A 14828-nucleotide genomic window follows, 5' to 3' on the forward strand; every position below is an offset into this window, starting at 1 on the left:
TACTTGGAAAAATGCCGTCTGTCTGCAAGGATTGTGAAGTCTGACTTAATAATGGAGGTCGTGATGGATCCAGCGCAGTTGCCGGCCTTGATGGCGTTCGTGTGCGTGGCGCGTCACGGCAACTTCACGCGCGCCGGCGCTGAATCGGGGGTGACGGCGTCGGCGCTGTCGCAGAGCATTCGCTCGCTCGAGACACAACTGAGTGTGCGCCTGTTCAACCGGACCACCCGGCGGGTCGCCCTGACCGAGGCGGGCGCACAATTTCTCGCGCGCGTGCTCCCTGCGCTGGGGGAACTGGAGGCCGCCTTCGAGGCGCTCGATGAAACGCGCGACCAGCCGGCCGGCACGCTGCGCATCAATTTACCGAGAGTCGCGAGCGAGTTGCTGGTGCTGCCGCATCTCGCTGAGTTCACGCGCCGCTATCCGCAGATCCGTCTCGATCTGACGCTCGACGACGGTTTCGCCGACGTCGTGGGCGAAGGCTTTGACGCGGGCATCCGGCTCGGCGAGAGGGTCGCGCAGGACATGGTGGCGGTGCCGTTGGGTGGCGATATCCGCATCGTCGTGGCCGGCTCGCCGGCTTACTTCGAGCGTTATCCGGCGCCGGCAACCCCTGCCGATCTCGCCGCTCATGATTGCCTGCGCTATCGTTTCTCGACCAGCGGGGGAATTTATCGATGGGAGTTCGCGTCGCCCGACGATTCATCACGGGTGTTCGAAGTCGAGACCCGCGGGAGTCTTGTCACCAACGATCTACGCACGATGGTGCGAGCAGCGGAGCAGGGTGTGGGCCTTCTCCATGTGATCGATGGCTACGTGAACGAACAACTCGAAGACGGCCGTCTGGTAAGCGTACTGGAAGCATGGTGTCCAAGCTTTCCGGGTTTTTATCTGTACACGGCGAGCCGCGTGCAGATGCCGTTCAAGTTGCGCGCGCTGATCGATTTCCTGAGGGAGAAGCGCGGCGTCCGGTAGCGCTCGTGTTGTTTTTAGCAAGTTGCGCCGTCCGCCGGTCAATGGGTGAGCCGCCACCGGGTATTGAGAGCCGCTATCCACCACGTACGGTGCGGTGGCTAACGGACACGCCGGGTCTGGCGCGGAAGATGGCTGTCTTCGCCCTTCAGAGAGTTCGCCATGGAAAACGCTGTCTACTGGAACGCACGCCAGGTCGGAATCGAGTGCGCCGGCCGGATCTTGTGGTTTCCGTCAGCGCCGCGGGAAGCGGTGCTGGCATATGACACGAAAGACACGAAGCCGGCCGAGAACGTGATCGTTGAAGACGCGGTGGTCGCTTGCAATCTCGGCATGACCGCGCGATGCGATCGATGGGATCTGGGCGGCTGAGTTGGAACTGCCGCGGCCGACATTGGCAGTCGATGTTGAGGCGGTGGTCGCGTTGACCGGGGCAGAAACTCGGTTGAGTCTCTGTAAATTTCGGCGAGCAGGCGCACGAAGAAAGCCGAAGAAGCGATCGCGAATAGCGCAAAGCAAAAAGCCCAGTCACGAGGACTGGGCTTTTTGCTTGAATCTTGTGGTGCCGGAAAGAGGAATCGAACCCCCGACCTTCGCATTACGAATGCGCTGCTCTACCGTCTGAGCTATTCCGGCATCAGGAGAAACGAGATTATAGGGACTTTTTCAGGAACTTGGCAAGCCCCCGCGATTACTTTTTTGTTTCGAGATGGTAGCGGGTAACGCGGTCGACTTCGTTCTTCGAGCCGAGGAAAACCGCGACACGCTCGTGCAGGCTTTTCGGCTGGATGTCGAGAATACGCTTCTCGCCGTTGGTCGCGGCGCCGCCTGCCTGTTCGACGATGAACGCCATCGGGTTCGCTTCGTACATCAGGCGCAGCTTGCCCGGCTTGTCCGGCGTACGCTTGTCGGCCGGATACATGAAGACGCCGCCACGGTTCAGGATACGGTGCACATCGGCCACCATCGACGCGATCCAGCGCATGTTGAAGTCGCTCTGGCGCGGACCTTCCTTGCCTGCCTTCAACTCACCAATGTATTTCTCGACCGGCGGATACCAGTGACGCTCGTTCGACGCGTTGATCGCGTATTCACGCGTTTCAACCGGAATGCGCATATCGCTTTGCGTGAGCACCCACGAACCCAGTTCGCGGTCGAGCGTGAAGCAGTTCACGCCGTTGCCGGTGGTCAGCACCAGCACGGTTTGCGGGCCGTACACTGCATAGCCCGCCGCGACCTGCTGCGTGCCGGGTTGCAGGAACGACTGCTCGGTGGGCTGCTGGCCGTCCGGGCAGCGCAGCACCGAGAAGATCGTGCCGATCGACACGTTGACGTCGATGTTCGACGAACCGTCGAGCGGATCGAACACCAGCAGGTATTCGCCCTTCGGGTAGTTGGCCGGGATCGGGAAGAACTGCTCCATTTCCTCGGACGCCATGCCCGCCAGATTGCCGCCCCATTCATTCGCTTCGAGCAGGATTTCGTTCGACAGGATGTCGAGCTTCTTCTGCACTTCGCCCTGGACATTCTCGCTGCCCGCCGTGCCGAGTGCATCGCCCAGCGCGCCCTTGCTGACGTGGTAGCTGATCGCCTTGCACGCGCGCGCGACAACTTCGATCAAAAGGCGCAGGTCGGCCGGCAGGTTGTTGGTCTCGCGCTGCTGCTCGATCAGGTACTTTGTGAGAGTGGTACGACGTTGCAAAGCCATTGCTGTACTCCGGGAAGGCTTGAGGAATGTCTCGATTTTAACCGCTCGCTGTGTCGGTTCCGTGCTTTTGAGATTCAAGAGCGGGCGTTCACCTCGCTGAACGTGGCAAAGGCCCTTGAAATTCAGGCCTTGCGGCGAGCCTTGATAACCGTGACGTTGCCGGTGAGATTCGCCGCAAGCGCCGCCGCCCGGGCATGTTCGGCTGAGACTTTCGGCAGTTTCGGCCGGTTCGCCTTAGGCATTGGCTCGATCTCGCGTTCAATCTGCTCGCCGGCTGCCGCGGTGGCGATGCGCAGGTCGTAGCCGATCTGCAGATTCAGCCAGAACTGCGCGCTCGCACCAAAGTAGCGTTCGAGCCGCAGCGCGGTGTCAGCCGAGATGGCGCGCTTGCCGCGCACGACGTCGTTGATGCGCGGCGCCGGTACGCGCAGCGCAAGTGCGAGCGCATTGACGGACATGCCGAGCGGCTCAAGGAACTCGCTGCGCAGGATCTCCCCCGGATGAATCTCCGGGATACTTTCGCCAGTGGCGATCTCGGAGAAATCGATGCTGCCCAGATCGGAGCGTTTGATGACCATGCCGGTCTCCCAATAATCAGTGATAGTCGACAATTTCGACATTCAGCGCCTCCCCGTCGACGAAATGAAAACAGATGCGCCACTGCGCGTTGATGCGGATGCTCCACTGTCCGCTGCGCTGGCCTTGCAAGGCTTCGAGCCGGTTGCCCGGTGGCGCATGCAGACTGCGGATGGACTCAGCCGCGTCGATCAGCAGCAGCTTGCGGCGTGCGAGTGCCTGCATGTAAAGCGGCAGTGAATGTACGAACTTGCCCTGAAAGATGGCTGCCGTAGCCTTGTCGCCGAATGTCGTGATCATCGGATGATATAACGCGATGCGTTAAACGTAAACCGTTAAATGAATGCGTTTACTTTCACCCTGCCGAGCCGATACCGATAGTCGTCCAGACGGCTAACGTCGATACCCGCAACCCCGTCTCATGGTGAGAATCAGGACGAAAAAAAGCCGGCAACAAGTGCCGGCTTTTCGATGCGGGAAACGCCTTCAGAACAGCGTCACGCCAACGCTTTCTCCACGATCTCGCGCACGTCGCGCGATTTCGCCTGCGATGCCACTTTCTCCAGCGCCGCGCGCATGCCGTCACGCAACGCCGGCGTAAAGCGGCGCCACAGTTCCAGCGAGCGGGCGAGGCGGGCGGCTACTTGCGGATTGATGGCGTCGAGCGCGATCACCTGGTCGGCCCAGAACGCGTAGCCCGAACCGTCTTCGGCGTGGAACTGCGCGGGGTTCGCCGCGCAGAAGCTGAAAATCAGCGAGCGCGCGCGGTTCGGGTTCTTCAGGTTGAACGCGGAGTGCGCCATCAGCTTGCGCACGATCTCGATCACCGGACGCTGCGCGCTGCCGCGTTGCGTGGCTTGCAAGGCGAACCACTTGTCGATGACGAGCGGCTCTTTTTCGAAGCGCCGGTAGAAGTCGTCCAGCGCCTGCTGCGCCTGAACGCTGCCGCCATTCGCGGCCGATGCGTTGAGCAGGGCGGAGAGCGCCGCGGAGCGGTCGGTCATGTTGTTGGCGGTGTCGTATTGCGCGGACGCGAGCCGCACGGCTTCAGCCGGATCGTCCAGTTCCGCCAGGTAGGACAGCGCAAGATTCTTCAACGCGCGATGACCGGATGCCTCCGGGGTGGCCTCATAGGCGCCCGGCGTACGATGCTTCTCGTAGACGGCGAGCCAGTCTTTCCTCAGCGCATTCGCGAGACGCTTGCGTACGAATTGCCGCGCGGCGTGCACGGCGGCCGGATTCGATTCGGCCATCTGCTCAGCCAGATACGCTTCCGACGGCAGCATCAACGCCAGTTCGCGGAAAGCGGGCGAGAGCGTTTCGTCGGTCAGCACGCGGGCGAACGCGTCGACTACCGAGTCGTCGAGTTGCAGCGGCACACCGGTGGTGGCGCGCCCGGCGAGCGTCAGCAACTCGCGCGTGGCGAGGCGTTGGCCGGCTTCCCAGCGGTTGAACGGATCGCTGTCATGCGCGAGCAGGAACGCGAGCTGGCCGGCTGAATAGTCGTATTCGACAATCACCGGTGCCGAGAAATTGCGCAGCAACGAGGGCAGCGGTTCCTGTGCAACGTTGACGAACGTGAAGGTCTGTTCGGTCTGCGTGAATTCCAGCACGCGTGTGGTGGCGTCCGGTGCGCTGGTTTCGCCCTCCAGTTGCAGCGGCAAGTCCTGCCCGTCGTTGCCGATCAAACCGATTGCGAACGGAATCAGCAACGGGCCCTTTTGTGTTTCACGCGCGGCCGAGGCCGCCTCTCCGTAGCCTTGTGTGAGTGTGACGCTGTAGCGTTGTTGCGCGGCGTCGTACCGGGTGCGCACCGAGACGCGCGGTGTGCCGGCCTGGCTATACCAACGCTCGAATTGCGCGAGATCGCGGCCGTTCGCATCGGCGAGCGCGTGACGGAAATCGTCGCACGTCACCGCCTGGCCGTCATGACGCTTGAAGTACAGGTCCATGCCCTTGCGGAAGCCGTCGCGGCCGAACAGCGTCTGATACATCCGCACGACTTCGGAGCCTTTTTCGTAGACCGTCATCGTGTAGAAGTTGTTGATCTCGACGTAGCTCTCCGGGCGCACCGGGTGCGCCATCGGACCGGCGTCTTCGGCGAACTGCATCTGGCGCAGCACGCGCACGTCTTCGATGCGCTTGGTGGCGCGCGCGGCTTCGTCGGTCGCGCCGCCCGCCATGTCGGCCGAGAACTCCTGATCGCGGAACACCGTCAGGCCTTCTTTCAGACTCAACTGGAACCAGTCGCGGCAGGTCACGCGGTTGCCGGTCCAGTTGTGGAAGTACTCGTGGCCCACCACCGCCTCGATGTTCGCGAAGTCGGTGTCGGTTGCCGTTTCGGGGTTCGCCAGCACGTACTTCGTGTTGAAGATGTTGAGCCCCTTGTTCTCCATTGCGCCCATGTTGAAGTCGCTCACCGCGACGATCATGAAACGGTCCAGATCCAGCTCCAGCCCGAAGCGCGACTCGTCCCAGCGGATCGAGTTGATCAGCGAATCCATGGCGTGACGGGTCTTGTCCAGATCGTGCGGTTCGACCCACACCTGCAGCAGCTTTTCCTTGCCCGAACCGCTCTTCACGCGTTCTTCGAGCGCGACCAGCTTGCCCGCGACCAGCGCGAACAGATAGCTCGGCTTCCTGAACGGATCTTCCCAGCGGGCGAAATGACGGCCGTCCGGCAGATCGCCTTCCTCGAGCAGATTGCCGTTCGACAACAGCACCGGATAGTCGGCCTTGCTGGCGCGCAGCGTGACCGTGAAGGTCGCCATCACGTCGGGACGGTCGAGGAAATAGGTGATGCGGCGAAAGCCCTCGGCCTCGCACTGCGTGAAGAAGTTGCCGCCCGACACATACAGGCCCGACAGCGTGGTGTTTTCCGCAGGATTGCAGAGGCTGGTGAGCGTGAGTTCGAAGTGCTCCGGCACGTTGCCGAGCGTGAGGCCGTGTTCGTGTGCCCGGACGTTGGCGAACGGGACGCCGTCGATCTCCGCGGCGACGAACTCGAGTTGTTCGCCCATCAGTTCGAGAGTCGAGGCGTGGGACGCGTCCGGGTTGCGGCGCACCCGCATCGTGTTTCTGACGACGGTGCGTTCGGGGACCAGATCGAATTCCAGCGCGACGGTATCGATCAGGAAGGCGGGCGGCGCGTAGTCGGCGCGGCGGATCACATTGGGCGTTTCGGTATCGGCCATGGCGTTCTGTAGTGATGGGACTCGAGCCGTCACGCGTGCTTATGGCGCGCGAGCCGGGCTTGTCGAGCCATTGTACAAAGGCTCGGCGGATCGTGCGGGTCGAACTTTTTACCGAATTGCCAGGTCAGCGTATTATCGGGCGCCCGCGCAGCAACGGCTGCGCGCCAACGGACCGATCAAGACTGGCAACAACAGGCAACACGAGGTAGACCATGAAAACCAACCGATGGACCCGCCACGCCGCGCTGCTGCTAGGCGCGCTGACGGTGCTGCTGTCCGGCTGCACGAGCTACGTGACCACCCAGGTCACGGCGTTCTCCGACTGGAGCGGCAGTGACGCCACCCGCACGTATGCCTTCACGCGGCCGGCGGATCAGAAGAGCAATCTGGAACTCACCACCTACGAACGCGTTGTCGGCAATGAACTCGCCACGCACGCGTTCCGCCAGGTCGACGCTTCAACTGCGCGCTATCTGGTCGGGCTGTCGTATGGGATTCGTTCCGACATGGTGACGGTCGCGCAGCCGGTGTATTACAGCCCCTGGCCGTCGCCGTACTGGGGCCGGCCGTTCGATCCGTGGGGCCCGTGGGGGCCATGGGGCCCGTATCCGGCGGCGTACGTGAATCAGAGCTACCCGATTTTCACGCACTTGCTCGGCGTGCGGATCACCGAGCGTGCCAGCGGCAAAGAGGTCTATAACGTGACGGCGCGCAGTTCGGACGACGAGTCGTCGCTGGTGAGAGCCATGCCGTATCTGGCGCGCAGCGCGCTGGCCGACTTCCCGCTCGGCAACGGTGTGGTCCATACGGTGAAGATTCCCGTCGGCAAGAACGGCGGCATCTCGAACGAAGTTGCTACGGCGGGCGCTGCGCCGGCGGCGGCACCGGCGGCCGCCCCGGATGCCGCGTCGGGCGCGAAGGTCGTGCAGTAAGCGTCGGGGCGTCGTATCGAATGGCCTACATGGCGCAACAAGAAGCGGCCCGGCAGGTTATTCCTGCCGGGCCGTTTGCTTTGCAATCCTGCGGCCGCAATGCGATGAAATCCGGCGGCGACTCCCTGATGTTGGAAAATTGGTGCTGGGGTAAGCATCCGAAAGTCACGCGTGAAACTGACGTGGGTGGTGTGGGGCGCGCGAATGACCGCTGGACCGAAGCATTGAAGTGTTCCGAAACGAAACACGTATTTTCGAAAGTTAAGTGAAAGCTTTGGTGTTGAACGGTATGTATTGACCGATGCCGCTAACCTCCGGCCGGTCCGCGAAGCTCGCCGCAAGTGGCTTTGCGGGCGGGGCGCCGATTGTGCGAAGGCCGCCAGGCCTGCATCTTTGGCTTTGTCCAGCCACCCGTCGCACTCGCGATACGGATACAGATGGATACGTCTTTTGTGGCTGATTTAATCCAGAATATTCAGTATGATTCCGGCGACCATAGGGAGCCTGAGCAATCCGTCAGATTAATTGTCAAAGGCGCCTAAATAATCGGGGCCAAGTGCCGTTAAATCGCTGAACCCTATATAAGAAGATTGGATTGACCCTCGGCTGGAGATTGTCGTTCCGCGCGGCGCGCATACGCTGTGACGGGTGCATATTCCGTCAGTGGCCCTCAGCCTCTCCTCGCTTCTACGCGCGAACACCGATATGCCCGATCTGCACTGGACCATTCCGGTCGCTCGCTGGTCTAGCTGGCCTGCTGCCGCATCTGCCGCACCCGATATCGGCTTTATCGAGCCGATCGTGCGGCGTCGTCTGAGCACGCTCTCCAAGGTTGCCCTGAAGGTTGCACACGATTGCGTGGCGCAAGACGAGGTCCGGGTCGTGTTCGCTTCGCGCCACGGCGAATTGCGGCGCACAACGGACATCCTGCGCCACATCAGTGCGGGCGAACCGGTCTCGCCGACCGCTTTCAGCTTGTCGGTGTTGAACGCCATGACTGGCGTGTTCGGCATCGCGCGCGGCGATCGTAGCGCGGCCAGCGCCATTTCGGCGGGCGCGGAGACGCTCGGTTACGCGTTGCTGGAAGCGTACGCGCAGTACGCAACGCAGCCGGGTTCGCCGGTGCTGCTGGTATATGCCGACGAGCCGGCCGATCCGGCGTACGGCACGATTGAAGACGAAGTGCCGGGCGGCGCGATCGCGATCCTGCTGAATGGCCAAACGGCGGCGGGGGAGTTGATCTGCACGCTACCCGGCGCAGGCGAGCCGGAAGCGGCCGTGGGCACCGAAGGCGCCGGGGCCGCCCAGCAGGCCAGTGCGGACGAACAATTTCCGACCCAGAGCCAGGCGCTGCTGTACTGTCTGGAAACTGGCAAGCCTGCCGTCTGGCAAGGCGCTGGCGCCGCCTGGCATTGGAGGTGGCATGAACGTGCGGTTTGATTTCCTTTGGCGGTTGTGCGCGACGGGCATGGCCTTCGTGGTGTTCGGCATCTGCGGTGTGCTGTTTTCGGTGCTGGTGTTCCCGCTCGCGTGGCTATGGCCCCACCGGGCTTCGCGCCAGCGCGCGGTGACGACGGTGATCCACTGGTTCTTCCGCGCGCTGGTCGCGGTACTGCGGTGGGTCGGCGTGATGGAGCTCGAGGTGTCGGGCGCACAGGCATTGCGCGCGGGTGTCCCGGCAATCGTGGTCGCCAATCACCCGACGTATCTGGACGTGATGGTGCTCCTGTCGCTGACGCCACGGGCCTGTTGCGTGGTGAAGAACGCACACTGGGGCAATCCGTGTTTCTGGGGAATCGTGCGTGCGGCGGAGTACGTGAGCAATGCCGATCCCTCGGAGCTCGTCGAAGCCGGCGCGCGGCAACTCGCAGCAGGCTACACGATGATCATTTTTCCCGAAGGCACGCGCAGCCCGGCGCCAAACCGGCTGCACGCCTTTTCGCGCGGTTTCGCGCACATGGCGTTGAAGGTCGGCGCGCCGATCGTGCCGGTGCTGATGGATTGCGATCCGCCGGCGTTCACCAAGCAGATGCGTTGGTACGACGTGCCGGCACGCGCGTTCCGGATCCGGGTGAACGTGCTCGAACCGTTTGGCGTCGAGCAACTCGCGGACCATGACACTTCACCGTCTCTCGCGGCGCGCAGCGTGACCAGCGCCATTGAAGCTCACATTACTCAGCACCTGTTCGATTATGGATTCTTTAAAACTGGAAATTAAACAACTCCTGATCGAAGCGCTCGATCTGGAGGACCTGAGTCCGGCCGATATCGACGACGACGCACCGCTGTTCGATACCGACGGCATTGGTCTGGACTCGATCGACGCGCTCGAAATCGGCATCGTGCTGCGCAAACAATACCAACTGACCATCGCAGCCAACGACGAACGCACCCGCGAACACTTCCGCTCGATCAGCACGCTCGCCGCGCTGGTCGCGAGTCAACGCGAAACGGCGGACGCTGTGAACGAAACCACAAGAAAAGGGGATTAATCGTGTCCGAGGCAGAGATTCTTGAACGCATCCGCGCCATCTTCAAAGAGAACTTCGCGATTGAGCCGGAGCGCGTGACACCCGAGGCGCACCTCTTCGAAGAACTCGATCTCGACAGCATCGACGCCGTGGACCTTGCGATCAAACTGCAGGAAATGACCGGCCGCCGCATCAAGCCGGAAGAGTTCAAGTCGGTACGCACGGTCGGCGACGTGATCGTCGCGGTCGAGTCGCTGCTGGCGGCACAGGGCTGATGCCATCCGTGCGCTCGCGAATGCAAGCGGCGGCGAGCCAGCCCGCTGAGGCGTCGCCTGGCACTGAGCGTCGTTTGGCCAAAACGATGTTGCAGGTCCTGCTGAAACTCGCGTATCCCGCGTTGATTTTGTGTGCCTGGCGCTGGGACACGCCACGCTACGTCGGCTGCATGCTGTTCGCGATTCTGTGGCTGCAGCGCTGGGCCGGCAGCGGCCCGGTCGCGACCTCGCTGCGCCGGCTCTCCTCGATCGATTGGACCGTGGTCGGCCTGCTGAGCTGCGCCTCAGCGGCGATCGTGTTCACCAATAGCGAACTGCTGCTGCGCCTCTATCCGTCGCTCGTCAATCTGGGCCTGCTGATTGCGTTCGGCGCGACGCTCGTGCGTGGACCGTCGATGATCGAAAAATTCGCGCGCTTGGGCAATCCGAACCTGTTGCCGGGCGCCGTGCGCCATACGCGGCGTGTGACTCAGGTGTGGTGTGCTTTCTTCGCGTTGAACGGCGCGTTCTCCGCTTATACGGCGCTGTACTGGAGCCGTGCAAGCTGGTCGCTCTATAACGGCGCGATTGCTTATGGATTGATCGGCGTGTTGCTGGTAGCCGAGATTATCTGGCGTTATCTGGTGGTGCTGCCGCGAGCCGCGCGTTCGGAGGCGGCATGATTGCGTTGCACGATTTATTGTCGGTGGCCGATGGGGCCTCCGTTTTGAACGCACCGGTATGCCGCGACGGCGCGACCGTACTCGACCGCGCTGCGTTTCGCGCGCGTGTTTCGGCGCTGGTCACGTCGATGCGAACGCAAGACGCGAAACGTTACGCCCTGTGCATCGACGATCCGTTCGATTTTGCCTGCGCGCTGTTTGCGTTGTTCGCGTGCGGCAAGGAGCCGGTGATTCCGGCCAATGCGACGCCGGGCTATCTCGCCGATCTCGCCGACGCGTATGACGCCGTGCTGACCGACGCCGATCTGCCGCGTCATGTGCGAGAAGCCGACGCCGACGCCACGCGCGCGCCAGTCGCCTATACGGTCGATCCGCACGCCCCGTTGACGCTCTATACGTCCGGCAGCAGCGGCACCCCCAAGCCAATCCGCAAGACCCTCGCGCAATTCAATGCCGAAGTGCATACGCTCGAAAAGCAGTGGGGCGCGCTGGTCGGCGATGCGACGATGCTCGCGAGCGTGCCACATCATCACATCTACGGCTTGCTGTTTCGCGTGTTGTGGCCGCTCGCAGCGGGCCGCGCATTCGGCCGCGCGATCAGTCTCGAGCCCGTGCATTTGCAAGCGCAGATCGCACAGTGCGCCGCTACGGTGGTCGTTTCAACGCCCGCGCAATTATCGCGTTGGCCCGCGTTGCCAGGCTTTGACGCGGTGACGCCGGCACCGCGCGCATTCTTTTCTTCAGGCGGCCCGCTTGCCGCGGAAGCCGCGCGGGAATACGCATCGGCCTACGGTGCCGCGCCGCTCGAAATCTACGGCAGTACGGAAACCGGCGGTATCGCATGGCGTCGTCAGGATCAGACCGACGCCTGGCAGCCGGTGATCGGCATCGAAGTCCGCCGCGACGAAGACGGTGCGCTGAACGTTCGCTCGCCGCATCTCGATCACCCCGGCTGGCATCGCACGGACGATAAAATCGCGTTCGACGCGGACGGTCGTTTTCGCCTGCAAGGCCGGCTCGATCGCGTGCTCAAGCTGGACGGCAAGCGCGTATCTCTGCCGGAACTCGAAGCGCGTCTCGCGCTGCATCCGTATGTGACGCAAGCGGCGATCGTGCCGCTGGAAGGCGCCTCGCGCGAGCGCGTCGGCGCCGTGGTGACGCTCACCGAAGCCGGCAGCGAGGCATTGCGTGCCGAAGGCCGCGTGCAACTCGCGAAGACCTTGCGCCGGCATCTCGCTGCGTATTTCGATGTGGTGGTGCTGCCGCGTCATTGGCGTTTTCGCCTCGCCTTGCCGTTCGACGCGCGCGGCAAACTGCCGGTGGCCGCGGTTGCGGCGGCTTTCGAGGCACGCGCGGACGGCGTGGAAGTGCTCGCCGAAGCGCGCAGTGCGGATACCTTGCACTACGAACTGCGCGTGCCGCCTACGCTCGTGCATTTCGCGGGTCATTTCCCCGGCTTGCCGATTCTGCCGGGCGTGGTTCAGGTGCATTGGGCCATGCATCTGGCCGCGGAACAGGTGCCTGCGGTGCATGCGCTGGCATCGATTGACCGGCTCAAGTTCATGGCGCCGGTGCCGCCGGGCGCGGTGCTGAATCTCACGCTCACGCACGACGCCGTGCGTGGACGCGTGCAGTTCAGCTACCGGTTGAGCGGGCGTGAATGCGCATCCGGCGTGATCGTGTATCGGGAGCTTGCATGATGAGCATCGCTGCGTGCATTGTGATTCCGATTTACAACCATAAGGACGCGATCGGCGCGACCGTCGCGCACCTCGCGGTGCATGGCTTGCCGATCTTTGTTGTCGACGACGGTAGTGATGAGGCGACCCAGCAGGTGCTTTCCGCGCTCGCGCAACAGTACGCGGAGCAACTCACCCTGCTGCGCTTGCCGGTCAACGGCGGCAAGGGCGCGGCCGTGATGGCGGGGCTGCGTGCCGCGCGCGCCGCGGGTTACACGCATGCCCTGCAGATCGATGCCGACGGTCAGCACGACGCGGCCGACGTACCGCGGTTTATCGAAGCCGCACGTGCTGAACCGGGCGCGGTGATTCTGGGCCGCCCGGTCTACGACGAGAGCGTGCCGAAATCGCGCCTTTACGGCCGTTATCTGACGCACGTGTGGGTGTGGATCGAAACGCTCTCGCTGACGATTCGCGACTCGATGTGCGGCTTCCGCCTTTATCCGCTTGCGCTGGTTTGCGAGCTGATCGACCGCGTGCAACTGCCGACCCGCATGGATTTCGACATCGAAATTCTCGTGCGTCTCCACTGGCGGCGCGCGGCGTTCCGCTCGATCCCGACGCGCGTCACCTACGCAGCCGACGGCGTCTCGCATTTCGACGTGCTTTGGGACAACGTGCGCATCAGCCGCAGCCATACGCGGCTGGTGTTCGGCATGCTGTGGCGCTTGCCGATGCTGCTCGCACACAAAGTGATGCCACGCCGCACGGTCATCGCAAATGAAGCGGGCGAACCGGGCAAGCCGGGCGAACCACGCGAACAGAATCCGCAGGACTGGTGGCGGATCGCCGAACGTGGCAGCCATGTGGGCATGTCCTTGCTCGCGCTCAGTTGCAAGCTGTTCGGCCGCCGTTTCACCGCGCTCTGGTTGCATCCGATCGTCGCGTATTTTCTGCTGACGGGCCGTGCCGCGCGCGAAGCGTCGAGCAATTACTTCACGCATCTCGGCAACGCCGCGCCGCACGGCGACACGCCGCGTCCGGGCTGGTTGTCCGCTTATCGGCACATGCTGGCATTCGCGCAGTCGGGCTTTGACAAGCTCGCGGCATGGTCCGGCCGTGTCAACAACGGCGATGTCAAATTCGAGGATCCATCGGCGTTCGAAGCCCTGGTGGCGAGCGGCAAGGGCGCGCTCGTGATCGGCGCGCATCTCGGCAATCTGGAAATGACCCGCGCGCTCGCCGCGCAGGGCGCCTACGCGAAAGTCACCGCCGTGGTCTATACCGAACACGCGCGGCGCTTCAATAGCGTACTGGCGTCGGCGAATAGCCAGTTCGCGCGGCATCTGCTCGAAGTCAGCGACTTCGGTCCCGAGACCGCCATGATGATGCAGGAGCGCGTCGACTCGGGTGAGCTGCTGGTGATTGTCGGCGATCGCGTGCCGGCTCATGAAACGGGCCGTACGATCGACGCGCAATTTCTCGGCTCGACCGCGCCGTTCGCACAAGGCCCTTATGTGCTGGCGCATGCGCTGGGCTGCCCGGTGTATCTGTTCTTCTGCCTGAAAGAGCGCGACGGTTACCGTCTGTATTTCGAGCAGTTTGCCGAGCGCATCGAGCTGCCGCGCCGCGAGCGCACCCAGCATCTTGCTGCGTGGGCGCAGCGTTACGCCGCGCGCCTCGAACACTATTGCCGCAAGGCCCCTTATCAATGGTTCAATTTCTTCGATTTCTGGGCCAGCCCCAAGCGAGGCACGCATGGCCGAACATGATCTGATCGAGGCGCCGCACGTCGGCGCACATGAGTTTGCCCGGGCAAACGCAGCGGCGGTGACGATCGGCGCTCGCAAGCTGACGATCGAAGAGGTCGTCGCGATCGCCCAGCATCGCGCGCCGGTTGCGTTGAGCGCCGATCCGGCGTGGCGCGCGCGCATTCAGCGCGGCGCGGATTTTCTGCGCCGGCATCTGGCGGCCGGCGCGACCGTGTACGGCGTCAATACCGGCTACGGCGATGCGTGCGTGGTCGACGTGCCGATGGAACTCGTCGAAGCCCTGCCATTGCAACTGACGCGTTATCACGGCTGCGGGATGGGCCAGTATCTCGACGATGCGCAAACGCTCGCGGTGATCGCCGCGCGCCTGAATTCACTCGCGTACGGTTTCTCCGGCGTGCGCCCCGTGTTGCTCGAGCGTCTCGCCGATCTGATCAATCATCGTGTGTTGCCGCGTATTCCGTCGGAAGGTTCGGTCGGCGCAAGCGGCGACTTGACGCCGCTTTCGTATGTGGCCGCCGCGGGGGGGGGGGGGGGGGGCGGGGGGGGGGGGGGGGGGGGGGGGCCGCGGGGGGGGTGGGGGGCGG

Annotated in this window: 16 protein-coding genes and 1 tRNA gene; 12 read left to right on the forward strand and 5 right to left on the reverse strand. The window is 63.3% G+C overall.

Annotation, left to right across the window (positions count from 1 at the left end; translation table 11 throughout):
* The first annotated feature begins 63 nt into the window (after positions 1 to 63).
* Positions 64 to 975: a LysR family transcriptional regulator gene (locus tag PQR67_RS02110; RefSeq protein WP_408453754.1), complete on the forward strand. Its 912-nt coding sequence runs from the start codon at positions 64 to 66 to the stop codon at positions 973 to 975.
* A gap of 159 nt (positions 976 to 1134) precedes the next feature.
* Positions 1135 to 1344: a hypothetical protein gene (locus PQR67_RS02115; RefSeq protein ID WP_408453757.1), complete on the forward strand. Its 210-nt coding sequence runs from the start codon at positions 1135 to 1137 to the stop codon at positions 1342 to 1344.
* A 188-nt stretch (positions 1345 to 1532) separates the two neighbouring features.
* Here the strand turns inward: PQR67_RS02115 and PQR67_RS02120 are convergent.
* From PQR67_RS02120 to pepN, 5 genes are all read right to left on the reverse strand, one after another.
* A tRNA-Thr gene (locus tag PQR67_RS02120) sits at positions 1533 to 1608 on the reverse strand.
* Positions 1609 to 1663: 55 nt separating this feature from the next.
* The gene (locus tag PQR67_RS02125) at positions 1664 to 2680 is read right to left on the reverse strand and encodes a class 1 fructose-bisphosphatase (protein ID WP_408299018.1); all 1017 of its coding nucleotides are present in this window, start codon (positions 2678 to 2680) and stop codon (positions 1664 to 1666) included.
* Positions 2681 to 2802: 122 nt separating this feature from the next.
* Positions 2803 to 3258, reverse strand: coding sequence for a HigA family addiction module antitoxin (locus PQR67_RS02130; protein WP_408453761.1), 456 nt, complete (start codon positions 3256 to 3258; stop codon positions 2803 to 2805).
* 16 nt (positions 3259 to 3274) lie between these two features.
* A complete protein-coding gene (locus tag PQR67_RS02135; RefSeq protein WP_408332681.1) occupies positions 3275 to 3556 on the reverse strand; it encodes a type II toxin-antitoxin system RelE/ParE family toxin in 282 nt (93 codons plus the stop codon).
* A 197-nt stretch (positions 3557 to 3753) separates the two neighbouring features.
* Positions 3754 to 6450, reverse strand: a complete 2697-nt coding sequence (pepN, locus tag PQR67_RS02140; protein WP_408453763.1) for an aminopeptidase N — start codon at positions 6448 to 6450, stop codon at positions 3754 to 3756.
* A gap of 212 nt (positions 6451 to 6662) precedes the next feature.
* On the opposite strand from pepN, the gene PQR67_RS02145 reads away from it, so the two are divergent.
* The 10 genes from PQR67_RS02145 to PQR67_RS02190 form a co-directional block, all read left to right on the forward strand.
* On the forward strand, positions 6663 to 7382 hold the full coding sequence (locus PQR67_RS02145) for a DUF4136 domain-containing protein (protein ID WP_408453765.1): 720 nt from the start codon (positions 6663 to 6665) through the stop codon (positions 7380 to 7382).
* Positions 7383 to 7411: 29 nt separating this feature from the next.
* The gene (locus PQR67_RS02150; protein ID WP_408453767.1) at positions 7412 to 7651 is read left to right on the forward strand and encodes a hypothetical protein; all 240 of its coding nucleotides are present in this window, start codon (positions 7412 to 7414) and stop codon (positions 7649 to 7651) included.
* A 436-nt stretch (positions 7652 to 8087) separates the two neighbouring features.
* Positions 8088 to 8822 carry a beta-ketoacyl synthase chain length factor gene (locus tag PQR67_RS02155; RefSeq protein ID WP_408453770.1) on the forward strand — a complete coding sequence of 245 codons (735 nt, stop codon included), beginning with the start codon at positions 8088 to 8090 and terminating at the stop codon, positions 8820 to 8822.
* A complete protein-coding gene (locus PQR67_RS02160; protein WP_408453772.1) occupies positions 8806 to 9600 on the forward strand; it encodes a lysophospholipid acyltransferase family protein in 795 nt (264 codons plus the stop codon). The genes PQR67_RS02155 and PQR67_RS02160 overlap by 17 nt, the downstream gene beginning before the upstream one ends.
* A complete protein-coding gene (locus PQR67_RS02165; RefSeq protein WP_120343487.1) occupies positions 9575 to 9874 on the forward strand; it encodes a phosphopantetheine-binding protein in 300 nt (99 codons plus the stop codon). The genes PQR67_RS02160 and PQR67_RS02165 overlap by 26 nt, the downstream gene beginning before the upstream one ends.
* A gap of 2 nt (positions 9875 to 9876) precedes the next feature.
* Positions 9877 to 10128: an acyl carrier protein gene (locus PQR67_RS02170; RefSeq protein ID WP_028200132.1), complete on the forward strand. Its 252-nt coding sequence runs from the start codon at positions 9877 to 9879 to the stop codon at positions 10126 to 10128.
* Positions 10128 to 10790, forward strand: a complete 663-nt coding sequence (locus PQR67_RS02175) for a COG4648 family protein (RefSeq protein ID WP_408453776.1) — start codon at positions 10128 to 10130, stop codon at positions 10788 to 10790. Before PQR67_RS02170 ends, PQR67_RS02175 begins: the two co-directional genes overlap by 1 nt.
* The gene (locus tag PQR67_RS02180; RefSeq protein WP_408453778.1) at positions 10787 to 12490 is read left to right on the forward strand and encodes an ApeI family dehydratase; all 1704 of its coding nucleotides are present in this window, start codon (positions 10787 to 10789) and stop codon (positions 12488 to 12490) included. The genes PQR67_RS02175 and PQR67_RS02180 overlap by 4 nt, the downstream gene beginning before the upstream one ends.
* Complete coding sequence (locus PQR67_RS02185) at positions 12490 to 14241, forward strand: glycosyltransferase family 2 protein (protein WP_408453825.1); 1752 nt, start codon at positions 12490 to 12492, stop codon at positions 14239 to 14241. The genes PQR67_RS02180 and PQR67_RS02185 overlap by 1 nt, the downstream gene beginning before the upstream one ends.
* The coding region (locus PQR67_RS02190; protein ID WP_408453781.1) for an aromatic amino acid lyase at positions 14228 to 14828 on the forward strand (601 nt) is incomplete at its 3' end. The genes PQR67_RS02185 and PQR67_RS02190, both read left to right, overlap by 14 nt.

Origin of the sequence: Paraburkholderia fungorum (genome assembly GCF_046026025.1) — a bacterium.
In the GTDB taxonomy this organism is placed as follows: Bacteria; Pseudomonadota; Gammaproteobacteria; order Burkholderiales; family Burkholderiaceae; genus Paraburkholderia; species Paraburkholderia fungorum_E.